The 14,429-nt window shown below is 48.1% G+C and carries 16 protein-coding genes; 6 read left to right on the forward strand and 10 right to left on the reverse strand.

Annotated elements, in window-relative coordinates; translation table 11 throughout:
- The first annotated feature begins 62 nt into the window (after positions 1-62).
- Positions 63-623 carry a phosphoribosyltransferase gene (locus YC6258_RS02350; RefSeq protein WP_044615622.1) on the forward strand — a complete coding sequence of 187 codons (561 nt, stop codon included), beginning with the start codon at positions 63-65 and terminating at the stop codon, positions 621-623.
- Positions 620-1,081 carry a GNAT family N-acetyltransferase gene (locus tag YC6258_RS02355; protein WP_052830005.1) on the forward strand — a complete coding sequence of 154 codons (462 nt, stop codon included), beginning with the start codon at positions 620-622 and terminating at the stop codon, positions 1,079-1,081. Before YC6258_RS02350 ends, YC6258_RS02355 begins: the two co-directional genes overlap by 4 nt.
- Before the next feature lie 36 nt (positions 1,082-1,117).
- On the opposite strand, the gene YC6258_RS02360 is transcribed toward YC6258_RS02355, so the two are convergent.
- Positions 1,118-2,869, reverse strand: a complete 1,752-nt coding sequence (locus YC6258_RS02360) for a protein-disulfide reductase DsbD family protein (protein ID WP_044615623.1) — start codon at positions 2,867-2,869, stop codon at positions 1,118-1,120.
- Between the two features lie 178 nt (positions 2,870-3,047).
- On the opposite strand from YC6258_RS02360, the gene trxC reads away from it, so the two are divergent.
- Positions 3,048-3,473 (forward strand): thioredoxin TrxC, encoded by a 426-nt coding sequence (trxC, locus tag YC6258_RS02365; protein WP_044615624.1) that lies wholly within the window; start codon positions 3,048-3,050, stop codon positions 3,471-3,473.
- A 93-nt stretch (positions 3,474-3,566) separates the two neighbouring features.
- Here trxC and YC6258_RS02370 read toward each other — a convergent pair whose 3' ends face one another.
- The 5 genes from YC6258_RS02370 to YC6258_RS30115 all read right to left on the reverse strand — a co-directional run bounded on the left by YC6258_RS02370 (position 3,567) and on the right by YC6258_RS30115 (position 6,015).
- A complete protein-coding gene (locus tag YC6258_RS02370; RefSeq protein ID WP_044615625.1) occupies positions 3,567-4,229 on the reverse strand; it encodes a hypothetical protein in 663 nt (220 codons plus the stop codon).
- Between the two features lie 129 nt (positions 4,230-4,358).
- A complete protein-coding gene (locus YC6258_RS02375) occupies positions 4,359-4,802 on the reverse strand; it encodes a PspC domain-containing protein (RefSeq protein ID WP_044615626.1) in 444 nt (147 codons plus the stop codon).
- 34 nt (positions 4,803-4,836) lie between these two features.
- Positions 4,837-5,085: an envelope stress response membrane protein PspB gene (gene pspB / locus YC6258_RS02380; protein WP_044615627.1), complete on the reverse strand. Its 249-nt coding sequence runs from the start codon at positions 5,083-5,085 to the stop codon at positions 4,837-4,839.
- A gap of 36 nt (positions 5,086-5,121) precedes the next feature.
- On the reverse strand, positions 5,122-5,808 hold the full coding sequence (pspA, locus tag YC6258_RS02385; RefSeq protein WP_044615628.1) for a phage shock protein PspA: 687 nt from the start codon (positions 5,806-5,808) through the stop codon (positions 5,122-5,124).
- Positions 5,809-5,856: 48 nt separating this feature from the next.
- The gene (locus tag YC6258_RS30115) at positions 5,857-6,015 is read right to left on the reverse strand and encodes a hypothetical protein (protein WP_169748918.1); all 159 of its coding nucleotides are present in this window, start codon (positions 6,013-6,015) and stop codon (positions 5,857-5,859) included.
- A 172-nt stretch (positions 6,016-6,187) separates the two neighbouring features.
- On the opposite strand from YC6258_RS30115, the gene pspF reads away from it, so the two are divergent.
- On the forward strand, positions 6,188-7,174 hold the full coding sequence (gene pspF / locus YC6258_RS02390; RefSeq protein ID WP_044615629.1) for a phage shock protein operon transcriptional activator: 987 nt from the start codon (positions 6,188-6,190) through the stop codon (positions 7,172-7,174).
- A 74-nt stretch (positions 7,175-7,248) separates the two neighbouring features.
- Here the strand turns inward: pspF and YC6258_RS02395 are convergent, their stop codons facing one another.
- The 3 genes from YC6258_RS02395 to YC6258_RS02405 form a co-directional block, all read right to left on the reverse strand.
- The gene (locus YC6258_RS02395; RefSeq protein WP_044615630.1) at positions 7,249-8,175 is read right to left on the reverse strand and encodes a hypothetical protein; all 927 of its coding nucleotides are present in this window, start codon (positions 8,173-8,175) and stop codon (positions 7,249-7,251) included.
- A gap of 251 nt (positions 8,176-8,426) precedes the next feature.
- On the reverse strand, positions 8,427-9,050 hold the full coding sequence (locus YC6258_RS02400; RefSeq protein WP_044615631.1) for a class I SAM-dependent methyltransferase: 624 nt from the start codon (positions 9,048-9,050) through the stop codon (positions 8,427-8,429).
- 117 nt (positions 9,051-9,167) lie between these two features.
- Positions 9,168-10,193, reverse strand: a complete 1,026-nt coding sequence (locus YC6258_RS02405; RefSeq protein ID WP_044615632.1) for a LacI family DNA-binding transcriptional regulator — start codon at positions 10,191-10,193, stop codon at positions 9,168-9,170.
- A gap of 233 nt (positions 10,194-10,426) precedes the next feature.
- On the opposite strand from YC6258_RS02405, the gene YC6258_RS02410 reads away from it, so the two are divergent.
- Entirely contained in the window at positions 10,427-12,418 is a 1,992-nt protein-coding gene (locus YC6258_RS02410) for a glycosyl hydrolase 53 family protein (protein ID WP_044615633.1), read from the forward strand.
- 91 nt (positions 12,419-12,509) lie between these two features.
- On the forward strand, positions 12,510-12,980 hold the full coding sequence (locus tag YC6258_RS02415; protein ID WP_044615634.1) for a GNAT family N-acetyltransferase: 471 nt from the start codon (positions 12,510-12,512) through the stop codon (positions 12,978-12,980).
- 351 nt (positions 12,981-13,331) lie between these two features.
- On the opposite strand, the gene YC6258_RS02420 is transcribed toward YC6258_RS02415, so the two are convergent.
- On the reverse strand, positions 13,332-14,330 hold the full coding sequence (locus tag YC6258_RS02420) for an NADP-dependent oxidoreductase (RefSeq protein ID WP_044615635.1): 999 nt from the start codon (positions 14,328-14,330) through the stop codon (positions 13,332-13,334).
- Between the last annotated feature and the right edge of the window lie 99 nt (positions 14,331-14,429).

The following is a 14,429-nucleotide window of genomic DNA, read 5'->3' on the forward strand; positions in this document are numbered from 1 at the left end:
TGTTCCGAAAAATAGACCATTAATGATAGAGTACATTTTCATTTCGTTGAACCGTCGGAATTATGGCAGAAAAAGTTTATTTAACCGCACAGGGACTGTTGGAAGACTCCATTCGGCTGGGCGCCAAAGTGGTCAAAAGCGGATTTAACCCTTCTTTTATCATCGCCGTATGGCGTGGTGGCGTACCCATTGGCATCGCTCTGCAGGAATATCTTGAATATCGGGGCATCCAAAGCGACCACATCGCCATCCGTACTGCCTCGTACAGCGGCATTGACCAACAGGCTAGAGAAGTACAGGTTTTCGGTCTCAATTATCTGGTTAAAAACGTCGAACATGATGATCGCCTGCTGATCGTAGACGATGTCTTCGACACCGGTCGCTCCATTGAAGCGATCATTGATGAGTTGCGCCGACGCGCCCGCTTGAATACTCCCAAGGATATCCGGGTGGCGGTGCCTTACTACAAACCCAGTCGCAACGAAACCGGTCGGGTACCTGATTATTACCTCCATGAAACCGAAGCCTGGCTCAAATATCCTCATTCACTTGAGGGTCTCAGCAAAGAGGAAATCCAGCAGCACCGACCCGAGCTTTACCGAATTATGGAACCCCATTTATGATCAAAATCGTTCCTATGGAATCCGCTCATCAGCCAGCCGTAGCGGCTATCGAAACCACTACTGAGCAGGCAGATTTCGTAGGCTATATAGCTGATCTGCTGCCGACATTGACCCCGAGTGAACGACCATTCGTTATTTTACTGGAGCAGAAAGTTATCGGTTTTTTTCTGTTGGACGATGGCTATCCCAATCGTTATGAGTTCGCTCATCCGTCTGAAGTGGGTATTCGGGCGGTGGTCATAGATCATCGCTATCAGGGCAGAGGACTGGGTAGCCAGGCAATGCAGAAGCTGGTTGAGCTTAATCAGGATCAAGCGCTGGTATTAACCGTTAACTGCCGTAATACCGGGGCATATAAGACCTATATACGGGCTGGCTTCAGAGATGATGGAGGGCTGTATCTTGGTGGGCAGGCCGGACCGCAACATATTCTGCGTTATGGTCCGGAAAGAGAATAGCCCGCATCCATAAGAGTGAATGCGGTCAAAATGCGGTTACCCCTGGTTGGTAAAGTAATCGCGCACCATGTCTGCGGTCAGAATCTGGGGCAAAACTTCAGCACGCTGTTCACCGGCTTTGAACATCAGATACAACGGCACACCGTTACGTTCATATTCGGCGATCAGCTGATCGATTTCCGGGCTGGGGTTGGTCCAGTCAGCTCTTAACAGCTGAACATCATTGTCACGCACCATCTCTTCAAAATTATCACCTGAAAGCGCAATCCGTTCGTTGACTTTACAGGTAATACACCAGGCTGCCGTAACATCCACAAATACCGGTTTACCATCGGCCAGATGCTGTTGCAGCAAACTGGCTGAATAACTTTGCCACTGAGTAGGAGGACTGGACAGGTTAAACATCAGAAACAACCCTGCAACGGCAGAACCCCAACGCAATGTCTTTTTAAACCATTTTTTACCATTCCCTTCTTTATAGACGGCGTTCAGCATCGGCCAGGTGGCAAAGGCAACCAGTACGATTCCCATCAGTACTTTAAACTGGGCGTCAGAGCCTCTGAGTTCAGTCAGTACCCACAGCAGCCATACTGCGGTGGCAAACAAAGGAAACGCCATAACCTGCTTGAATACATCCATCCAGGCCCCGGGTTTAGGCATTTTATTGGCCAGACCAGGAATGTAGGACAACATCAGAATCGGAAGTGCCAATCCCAGCCCCATCACGGCAAATACCGATAAGGAGAAATAAACCGGCTGCGCCAATGCAAAGGCAATCGCAGTTCCCATAAATGGCGCGGTACATGGCGTTGCCACGACGGTGGCCAGCACTCCGGTGAAAAAGGAACCGGACAACCCTTGTTTCTGCGTCAATGACTGACCAACACCCATGAAGCCCTGACCAATCTCAAACACACCCAGCAACGACAGCCCCAGTAACATGAACAGCAGAATCAAAAACACGATAAATGCCGGTGACTGCAACTGGAATCCCCAGCCAACCCAGGTACCGAACTGACGGATAATCATCAGCACAGCAGCCACACCAATGAAACTGATGACAACACCCAGGGTATACACCCAGCTGTGGCGACGAACTTCACCAATGTCTGCTCCGAATTGGGCAATTTGAATGGCCTTCAGAGACAGAACCGGAAACACACAAGGCATCAGGTTCAGGATCAGACCTCCAATCAATGCCGCAAACAAGGCACTGATAAAGCTCACACCAGATAAATCCACATTGGGATCCGCCGCAACCGCCGTTGTTCCCGCCGATGCGGTATCCAGTGTCAAAATATCTCCGCTGCTGGAAGTTGCAGTATTGGCAGCAACTTTAAGGGTATCACTGACCACCGCTTCATCTGTGGCACTGTTAATAGTGATGGTTTTTTTCTGTGGGGGATAACAGAGGCCGTCATCTGCACAGCCCTGATAGGAGATATTGGCCGAATATGGAAACTGCAAAGAGGTCAATGGAATGCGAACAGACATGGCGTTGTGATACACCACCATGGTTTCATCAAAATTGGGATCATACTTTTCCTCCCAATTATCGGCATAAACAATATCACCAGCCTTGCTACTGCTCTGTTTCAGAAGGAAACGATCTTTATAAAGGTAATAATGGGGAGCGATCTGCCAGTCAATCACCAAAGTATCCTGATCCAGATAGGTCAGCATTTGAAATGCATCATCCACCTCCAGAAAAGAATCTCCTTCCGCCCAGGCTTTGGGCATGAATAGCAGGGCAGAGAAAAGACAAATAATAGAAGCCAGCGAGCGCATGAAAATTCAATCCACCGTTTTTAAGTAATCAATAATAACCAAGTAGCATAAATTAAAGCTTAAATCATACCTGCCGTCAGCCGGTAAATCGTAAAAGGTGGTGAGGTTTCACATTATCTGGTTACAATAAATAAAGTTTTAAAGCTAACTTTTAACTGGCGCACACTCAGGAGGCGGCATGAATCTCATATGTCCTCATTGCTTTACCCTCAACCGGATTCCCGCTGACAAATCCTATGTTTCCGGTAAATGTGGCAAATGTCATCAGGCTCTTCATACCGGTCATCCCCTCAATCTCAACGATCAGAATCTGGAATCATATTTAGCGAAAAGCACTCTGCCTGTGATTGTGGATTTCTGGGCCGAGTGGTGTGGTCCCTGCAAAATGATGGCTCCCGTCTTTGGAAAACTGGCATCTGAACAAACCGAACGACTGTTTGCCAAAGTCGACACCGACGCCAATCCTGTCATGAGTCAACGTTTTAATATCCGTAGTATCCCAACCATTATCGCGTTTCAGAACGGCCACGAAATCAACCGGTTAAATGGCGCGCTTCCGGAAAATCAACTAAAGCAGTGGTTAGCGCAAACATTCCCAGGGTAGTTGTGGCCGCACGGCAGCCGAACGTAAGAGTGCAGTCGAACCTATAAACCATTGGTGACCTGGCAAATGGGCGATGTCCATACATTAGGTTTTCTAACGATCTTTTCGACACTGAATAATACTCATCGCTGGCCGGACCAGCCAGTTGAACCACCCGCGCCCGCAATTCTGATCATGTGTTGCTGAGCTAACCGATATGGTCTGGCTGAACTCAATTGTGTGCATGATCATCATCAACACCTGCACGGCCAAATATGTCACCAGCAAACCAATGATCGTGCCGGCTTTGACGACCACCAGCAACCAGTCAAGGGATAGCGGCAGACGCACCAGCAAACCAACGCCGGCAAATGTAACAGACATAATCCAGGTCAGGGAAAACGTCATCATAATCACCCGGCTATGATTCTGGCTGAGTAGCAGATCCGTCAGCAAAGCGATCATCCAGATCAACGCGAATATTGCGTAACACATGGCCAGTAAGGTACTTGGATGTATCCAGGCCATATATAGCATCATGGCAATGGCCGTGGTTTCCAGTATCTGCATGCACCAGATGACAAACTGATTCCGGCTGGCTGAAAACAGAAAAACTGTCAGGCACAAGTACAGTGTAAGCTGTAACCAGACCGGCTGGCCCACAAATTCGAAATAGGCTCGTTCCGCCTGCCAACCGGAAGAAAACAAATAGGGCGGAAGCATCAGACAAAGCAACACGGCCATATGGGCCAATATCTGTTTGAGTGTATGATTCATAATCATTATCCCTGAATATTCAGGTCAATCACCGGCATCTGCGGTGGTTATCCTTTTGGTGACAGGGCTGTCATTTTTGCCGGTTTACACCATTGGCCAAAACCCAGCCCGATTAAACGGATTGCCAGACTAATCCCTGATCTTGGCAAACTCTTTATCCAGTTCGAACTTACGGGAGGTTACGTAGCTTTCCATTTCTTCGACTCTACGCACGGCTCGTTTCAATCGGTCAGAAACCCGTTGTAGCCGAACATTGGCACTGTCGCTGTTCTTAAAGACCTTTTTGGGACGGTAACGACGGCTGCGTTCATCGTATTCATATTCTACGCGATGACTGGCTGAACGCTTACCAAGAAAGACCCACAACGCGATATAGGTAACAACCGCAAAGCCACCCAGGAAAATACCCCCGGCGATAAAAACGAGCCTCACAACCCAGTTATCCACTTCGAAGTTGTCTGCCAGTCCGGCACATACGCCTGCAACCATGCGTTCTTTGGTATTGCGATAAAGATTCTTGTCCCAACCATCCGCTTTGCGCTGAGCCAAACTGTATTTACGGTGATGTTTCATAATTCACTCCTTGCCTGGCCTGAATGCATTCAGGCTATTTGTTCGTCTGATTTTTGTGTTGACGCCAATCCGGGGCATCAACATCCAATATTCGTTCAAGGGCATCAATGCGGTCTGTCAGACGGTCAGCAACCTGTAACAGTTCTTCCAGACTCTGCCGCTCATCCTCATTGAGTCCTTTCACCGCCCGGTTCTTGCTCCGGTAATGCATAACGATCCAGATCGGTGCCACCAGAGTCATAAACAGAATGGTCGGGACGAAGAAAAACACTGGCATACTCATAAGCAATTTCCTTTACCATCAATGATTAAACAAAGCTTACTGGTCCTTTTCTGACACTTTAGTCTTCAGCTTTGCTTTCAGACGTTCCAACTCGTCATTCACAGCATCATCGTTGGCCAGTGCATCAATTTCTGATTTTAGATCGGACTTCACATCCATGCCCAAATCCATGGCTTCCACCTGTCCTTCAAGGTTATCCATGCGCCGTTCAAAGTGCTCAAACTTGGCAAAAGCATCATCCAGAGCCGCACGGTGAGTCTGACGTTTAACTTTCATCCGGTGTTCTACACTGGCTTTGCGCATCATCACTGCCTTTTGTTTGGCTTTGGCATCATTTAATTTGGTCTGTAGCTGGGATATCTCTTCACTGAGGTGATTGAGGTGGCCATCCAATTCTTTCAGTTCAGACTCAACCAGGTTTACTTCCTGCTCAACTTCACGTTTCTCCGCAAGTGCTGCACGGGCGAGATCTTCACGGCCTTTGTTAATTGCCATTTCTGCCTTGGATTCCCACTCATGGGCTTCCTCACTCAAACGCTCCAGGCGACGACCGGCGGTTTTACGATCAGCAATCACCCGTGCGGAACTGGAACGCACTTCAACCAGTGTTTCCTCCATTTCCTGAATGATCATGCGGATCATTTTCTGTGGATCTTCAGCCTTATCCAGCAGTGCACTGATGTTGCTGTTAATAATATCTGTCATTCTTGAAAAGATGCCCATGGCAGTCTCCTTAAATTATTCGGTCATTAGAAAAAGTAACTTGATGTCTCATTGGTCGGTGCGGAACTTCATCGCCAAATGGGTCAGCAGTACGATCAGACCCAAAATCCATAAGCTTGTTGTCAACGCAATTAACCACCCGATAACCAGGCTCAATAGCAACGTCACGACAAACATAATGAGAAAGATCGGCCAGTTGATCCTCATGGCTGCGGCTCCTTTGTTAGTTATGTCTTTGCAATATCAGCAACTGTGCCATTTCTTATAACTATATGATTTTTAAGATTTTTTTATTTTTAATTAAATTTTTGGTTTGTTTTAATGGTTTAAAAAACCTATAAATGGCAAAAATAACCACTCATATTTGGCATTATTGACCATGGAAAGAGATATCCAGAGAGTTATCGGCAGCTCATCAATACTGGCCGCCACCCTTGATCAAACTTCCAGGCTGGCCGCCATCAACCGGCCGATTCTGATTATGGGAGAGCGGGGGAGCGGTAAGGAGCTGATTGCAGAACGGCTGCATTTTTTGTCTGAACGCTGGGAGCAACCTTTTATCACTCTGAATTGTGCAGCGATTAATGATGAGTTGATGGAAAGCGAGTTATTTGGTCATGAGCCAGGTGCGTTCACCGGTGCCACCCGTATCCATCATGGCCGCTTTGAACGCGCCGATGGCGGAACGTTATTCCTGGATGAGCTGGGTACGATGTCGGCAAAATTACAGGAAAAACTGCTCAGGTTGATTGAATATGGTGAATTTGAACGACTCGGCAGTCAGAAAACCCTTCGGGTTGATGTCAGAATCATCGCTGCTACCAATGCCAATCTTCGCGACATGGCCGCACACGGAGAGTTTAGAGATGACCTGCTGGACCGTCTGGCGTTTGATGTCATCCATGTCCCGCCATTACGACAACGCCTGGAAGACATACCGGAACTGGCAGAACATTTTGCCTTGAGGCTCTCCTCAGAACTTGGCTGGGATTATTTTCCCGGCTTTACCCAGGAAGCAATGGACAGTCTGTTTCAATACCACTGGCCTGGCAATATTCGCGAATTTCGTAATGTCATAGAGCGTTCTGTATTCCGTACCGGCCAAACAGAGGAAAAAATCTCCACCGTTATTATTGACCCTTTCCAAACCGATCAAACCAAACCCGTTGAAACTGCGCCGTTGGTGACGGAGGACACGGAAGAAACCCATCAACCATTCAAACAGCAGGTTGAAAACTTCCAGAAACAGTTGTTGATCAATGCACTCAAACGCCATCAACATCATCAGGCCAAAGCTGCTGAAGAACTACAGCTCAGTTATGATCAGATGCGTGGACTCATTCGCAAATTCAAACTGAACCAATGACGGAACAATTACGTTTTTTTTGAATCAAAAAATATTGTGAGACGACCATAAACCGGTCGTCTCCGCAACAACGATCAGAAAACCGTGTCGTCTTCGTAATCATAGGTGTTGGAAACATTTCCGATGGTAACGGTGTAATCCGTCTGATCAAAATCAACCGTTGCGGTTTGTCCACCCGCGGTGACTTGAATACGACCATCCACCGGATGACTCAGACTGCTGGTGGTGGTAGGTGCGTCATAAATGACGGAATCCAGGGTTGCCACTTTCATCGAACCGCCGACGCGCTCTTTATCATTATCTGTCTCGTAGTAAACCTCTATGTAAACAGAATAGTTTGCATCCACTTCCAGTGTGTTATTTACCGTATTCAGAGACATGGAATTATTCAGATCAGACAGATCATAAAGGAAACCAAATGAATAATTGTGACCGTCGCTACTACCATCGCCGACATACGTTATTTCGAGGTTACCGGTGGAAGTGGATGACAACGCCGTAAACTGACTGCCGGAGGTCTGCCATGAGACAGAGTCAGATAAACTGCCGTTAATCATACCCTCGATATTAATGCCATCCGAACTTTCATAGCTACGACAATTACTGGCCACCAGAGCAGCAGTCACATTGCCACTAGTCTCGTCGTCGGCAATATCACCGCTGATAGAAACAGATACGGAACCCGAGTCACAGGCCGATTTATCATTCTGATTAAATGCTGTACGAGCCATTTTTCTGGCCAGCACTTGAGAGGAATTATTCAGTGAACGAATGGAAATTTCATCTGCCGACAAATCACCCTGGGCAATTGACAGTGACGTGGTTGTACCGGCATTAGTCGCCAGAGTATCGTCCAATAACGCCTGAGTGGTGGAATCGGACAGGTTCATTTGCAGATTACGCTTGAAGTTATCACTGTCACCGCTGTCACTGGAGTTACATGCAGTCAGCGTCACAATCGAAAAACAGGCTGCCGTCAGCAGCAATTTCTGGTGAGTCATAATTATTCCTTTGTGCGTTAAAAAGCCATAGTCTCAACCGGGAAACAACAGATAATTCCAGATCAATTGTCCGCAATTATTATAGTGAGATGCAGTGACTCGAAAATGAACAGGCTAACGTTTTAATAAAATATTTTATTAACCAGATAACTTTTTGATTAAAAAAAACTGCATAACAGAAGGAAAACGATGGGGCCACACAAAGCTCAAAAGGTTCAGCTCAACTGTGGCCGGATAGATCTATTCGGTGCTTAAACCAGATTTACAATCATCAGAAAGCCATCAAAGTGTTTTGGCTCGGTGGCATACCAGTGGTAATAATCCGTATTGAATTTTTTCTCGCATTTTTCCACCAGTTCAAGAAATGGAGAGCGCCCCGGATCCGCCAGAATAACCTGTTTGACACCAGCTTTAGCGGCCCGGTTAATAAACTTCCACCATTCATCACGCAACGATTCCCAGAAACAGATATCTGCACCGGTAATGATGTCAAAGCGTGATAGTTTTTTGTCGTCGATATCATTCATGGCCCCAAGGTGCTCTTTGATACTGACATCATTCAGTTCTGCCTGAACCCGAAGATAGGGAAACACATTCTCGTCCAGATCCAGTCCAGTGACCTTATGACCCTGTTTTGCCATATATATCGCAGTCGGCCCCCAGCCACAGCCGACATCCAGTACCCGGCCTTTTTTGGGGCGGTGATGCGTCACGTAGTCCATTATCAAAAAGCTGGAATCCCAGGTTTTATCACCATGAGTATCGGGCTGAGCAAACTTCTGCAACTGTTTCACAAACCGGTGTTTGTTTTGCAACAACCAAATATCATAAGCTCGATAAATATGCTTTTCGGGGGCTTTAATGTACTGCGGCATGCATACTCCTGTGGCTGGAAAGAAAATTTAGGGGGCGACTACCTTAACACACTGTTTACCGGGAAATATGACACAGCTGTATTTTTATTGTTCCCATGCTGGCGGTAAAAAACCGATTTAGCGGGTACCTTCTGAACGACAGGAATCACGCCAGACAATCTGTGTCGGCAGCACCACTTTTTTGGGCACAATACGACCTCCAATTTGCTCGATCAACAGATCAATGGCTGATTCTCCCATCATTTCTGAATATACCTTCACGGTGGTCAGGGATGGAAATGTGTACTGCGCAGTCGGGATATCGTTGATGCCCACCAACGCCAGCTGCTCGGGAATCCGAATACCGGCTTCCTGAAATCCACGAATGGCACCGATGGCGATACTGTCATTACCACAGAAGACCAGTTCGGGGAGTTCTCTCTTAAGTGCCAGTAATTGCTGCGACATGCGATAACCGGAGGATGGTGAAAAACCATCCGTGATCACCCAGTCTTCATGACAACCGTCATGATCGCGCATAAATTCGATAAATGCCTTACGTCGCTGCTCTCCCAGCAGCGTATCAAAGTCGGCGATGACCTCATGCCCGCCAAAATAGGCAATGTTCCGATAACCCAATCGCCACAACTCAGCCAAGGTCTGGTGAACAGCCATGACAACATCGATGACGACACTGTCGTAAACCGACTCAGTCGGCGAGGAATCCACAAAAACCAGATAGGGACACTGCTGTTTAAGCCAGGCACAGAATTGCAGAGAAAATTTGCCAACCGCAATGATGCCGTTCATTCCCCGCAACGCCTGACCGGCTTCTTTCTCGTCGGTGGAATAAACCGTCTGCAGAGTAATTCCCAACTCCCGACAACGTTGTTCCATGCCCATCCGGATGGCAATGTAATAGGGATCATCGAGCTCCTGGGACGGAGACAGAAAATGCACCATGGCAACATTCAGGCTCAGATTCTGATTGGTCCGACGTGCGGCGCGTTTTCGGGGTGAGGCATAGTCAAGTTGCTCCGCAACTTCAAAAATGCGTTTTCGCTTGGCCTCCGAGATCGATAAGGTATTGTCATAATTCAGTACTCTGGACACGGTGGCCGTTGAGACACCTGCTGTCGCTGCAATATCTTTGATCGTTGCCAATTTAACTCCTATCGATTACTCATCCACGACACGATTTTGCCTGGGAAGCATTTGTGGGCATTCTATCAACTTTATCGCGATGACTGACCGCATAGGTCCCATTTCAGCACTAAAGTACTTGCTTGCTAAAAGTTAATTAAATAGCATTTTTAAGTAAATATTTACTTAGAGAAATTCCCCCCCGGAAATCATTCCGGAATCTCTCACAACAACGATAAAGACGGAGAGTTCATATGCTTTACAGACATGCTTTATGGCCATTGCTGACAACACTGATACTGGTTGGCTGCAATTCATCAGATGATGCTCCGGAATCTAAAACATCGCGAGCCCTGAACATTTATGTGCAACCGATTCAGAATATCAGCGATGACTTCATCAAAGGTGTGGATATCTCAACACTGCTGGAGGTTGAAAAGGGTAACGGCAAATTTTATGACGAAACAGGAGAAGCAGTGGAGCTGCTGCCGTTTCTGGCCCAAAAAGGCGTGAACTGGGTACGCCTGCGGCTATGGAACGATCCTTATTATGTCAGCTGGCAGGAGACCCACGGTGAGTGGGTGGATGGTAACAACAATCCATATTATCCGATCAATCCTGTGGATGGCTCCGTGGGTGCCGGCACCAATGACCTCAACGCCACCATTGCGCTGGCACAACGGGCAAAACAGGCCGGGATGAAAGTACTGCTGGATTTTCACTACAGCGATTTCTGGGCTGATCCCGGTAAACAGTATTCACCCGAAGCCTGGAAAGACCTGAGCAACGAAGATGCTGCCCAGGCACTCTATCAATTCACCTACGACAGTCTGACCAAAATGGCCGATGCCGGACTGTTTCCGGATATGGTGCAGGTCGGCAACGAAATCAATAACGGGCTGATGTGGGATAACAACGGGAATTGGAACAAATATAAAGACTCCGACGACACTACCTACGACGTGGGCATGGGTTATCTGAAGCAGGGTATTGCCGCCATTCACGCCGCTGAACAATATGCATCCGCAGATACCCGTATCATGCTGCATCTGGCCGAAGGCGGTGATAAGGAAGTGTTCGACCGGGTGTTTGGTGCATTTGCCCGGGCCGGCCTGGATTACGACATTATCGGTGCGTCCTATTATCCCTACTGGCATGGTTCGCTGGAGGGCTTGCAGGAGAATCTCGATGCTGTCAGTGCCAAGTATCATAAACCGGTCATTGTGGCCGAAACCGCCTACGGTTTTACCACGCAGTACAGTCCTGACGGTGGTGATGTATTCAATACCTCCAGCGTAGAAGCCGGTGGATTTCTGGCAACAGTACAAGGACAGGCCACCGCCATACGGGAAATCATGAATGTGGTCGCTCAGGTTCCCGAACATAAGGGCCTGGGTGTGTTCTATTGGGAACCCGCCTGGCTGACCAATAAAGATATTGATAATGATGGCATTCTGGATGGTGCCGGCTGGATCTATAACCAACCCAGTTCCTGGGATAATCAGGCGATGTTCGACTATGATGGCAAAGCGCTGGACTCTCTTGATGTCTACTGGGCAGTCAACCGTGACCCACAATCAACACCGGCTCCTGTTGTGACAGATATTCCGCAACCCACGTTTGAGCGCAGAGTCGGCGATGAACTGGCCCTGCCAGAGCAGATCAAAGCACTTTACAACGATGATGCCTACCGTCTGACTGCAGTCTCCTGGGATAATCCCGAAGCTTACAACACTGATCATGCCGGCGAGTTCACACTAACAGGCACCGTTGGCAGCCAGGTTGTCACTGCGCAGTTGATCGTGATTGCCAATGTGCTGGAAAACGGGGATTTTGAAACCGGCACAGCAACTCCCTGGGAACTGTCCAGTGGTTCGGCGTTTTCCATTACCGGCGACAATCCCCACGATGGCAGCAGCTACGCTCTGCATTTCTGGAGCAATGACGCCATGAATGATTCAGCGGTGCAAACCATCACCGGCATCCCCAATGGCCACTATCAAGTCAGTGTCTGGACCATGGGTGCCAGCAGTGGTGACAGTGCCTCCCGTATGACAGCTACCAGTGGTAACAGCTATGGTGAAGCCTCGGTTGCCTTTACCGGTTTTGGCAACTGGAATCAGTCTTTCGCCTGTGTGGCAGTGGAAAATAACGAACTGACGGTGACGCTTCACCTGACTGAAGCCGGCGGTTCCTGGGGAGAGTTTGACGATATCAAAGCTATTGCCGTCGCCGACTGCCCATAACCATTCATTTGCTCCGGCAGACAGTCCCGTTGCGGACTGTCTGCATCAAACGTTATTTCTGATTGGCTGACCTGATCACCGGGGCTATTCGATGATTATCCAACCTTATCAACCAGAAACAGACAACATCCCTTATCCATTATTGATGCTGGCAGATCCGGATATCCGCCGGATCGATGAATATCTGGCCAATGGCAGGCTGTTTCTGGGTTATCAGCAATCAAATGATCAGGCAGTAGCCGCAGCCATAGTGAATGCATCGGAATCCACCCTGGAAATCACCAATATTGCAACGGATCCGTCGCTGCAGGGCAGGGGATACGGCAAACAGATGGTCGCCTTCATTGTCGGGTTCGCCAGACAACATGGCTATGCAACTTTGCAGGTGGGAACGGGGAATTCCAGTCTGGATCAGTTGGGTTTCTATCAAAAGTGCGGTTTCCGCATATCCGGCATCATCCCGGATTTCTTTATCCACGATGATCCGCCTATCTTTGAAAACGGGATCCGCTGTCTCGATATGGTGCTGTTAACTCAGAGCATCAGCAGGTTATCCGATTAATTTGTGATATTAATCACATTTATTATTAAATGAGAATAATTATCATTTGAAATTAAAATGAGTTCAGGTATTATGAACCTGTTGCTGATCTAAGGCTCTCTGAGTTACCACACTCACTCCTCTTTCTCTCAATTAGATCAGTAACACAGCTAAGACCTGTCCTTAACGGAATGTATTAGGCTTAGGGAAATGCCACTGTCAGATCTCCTCTGATATAAGGCAAGTAGTAAAGAGCAGGAAGCTTGATGCGGTCAACAATGGACGAAAGGACTGCGAAACTGGAAGGTAGTCAGTGCGCTTCGCTCAGGTCAGTCGGGGGACTCTGAGCGAAGCTTTTTTTGCTGAACTTAATTAAGTTAACTTAACAACCAGTTTGCCCTGATTCTCACCGCTAAACAGCAGATTAATTCCGGATATCGCACTTTCCAAACCTTCCAACACATGTGCCCGGTACTTCAGTTGACCCTTCATCAGATAACCTGCCACCAGTTGCGCCAGTTCCGGTGCTTCATGCATATGATCAGGCATGGTAAAGCCCTGAATCCGTAACCGTTGTTTGATGACTGGCACCCAATCCGGCCCTGGATCCGGTTCAGCTTTGTTATACTGGGAAATCAGTCCACAGACGATCACCCGACCAAAAGTATTCATGCTATGCAGGGCGATGGATTGAATCGGTCCACCGGTATTTTCAAAGTATATATCGATGCCATTGGGAGCCGCAGCGCGCACTTCATCCTTGAGGTTGTCGCTGCGATAGTTCAGTGCCACATCAAAGCCCAACTCTTCGGTCATCCAGCGGCATTTTTCCTCGGATCCGGAAATACCGATCACCCGGAGACCTTCGGCCTTGGCCATCTGCCCGACAATACTGCCTACAGAGCCCGCACCACCGCTGATCAGAATGGTTTCGCCCGCCTTGAAATCTGACAATCGCAGAAATCCCTGGGCAGCCGTCAAACCCGGCAGTGCGATGGTGGAAAGAATGGCCTCATCAGGCAGATCCAACGGTACGGCATTCACCCCCTGACCGTTACTGACAGCTTCCTCTGTCCATCCGAACATACCCATGACCCGGGTACCGACGGGAAATTGCTCGTTCTGACTTTCAATGACTTTGGCCAGGCCATTGGAACGCATGATTGCGCCGAGCTCAACCGGTGGGATGTAACTATTGGTATCGGGACTCATCCAGCCGCGCATGGCAGGATCAAGGGACAGACAGGTTTGTTTGACCCTGAACTCTCCAGCGTTTAGAGGCTCACGGGAATGTTGTCTGACTTCAAAGTTATCCGGTTGGATCGTTGTATCCGGGCGGGAAATCAGATGGATTGCTTTGTACTGTTGCATAAAATCCTCCTGTTATTTGATTAATCCGACCAATACTTATGCCGGATTAACAGTGGCCTGAACTATACATTCTCTGGCGCGTTTTTGCCCAGTCATGCT

It is taken from the genome of Gynuella sunshinyii YC6258 (genome assembly GCF_000940805.1).
Classification (GTDB): domain Bacteria; phylum Pseudomonadota; class Gammaproteobacteria; order Pseudomonadales; family Natronospirillaceae; genus Gynuella; species Gynuella sunshinyii.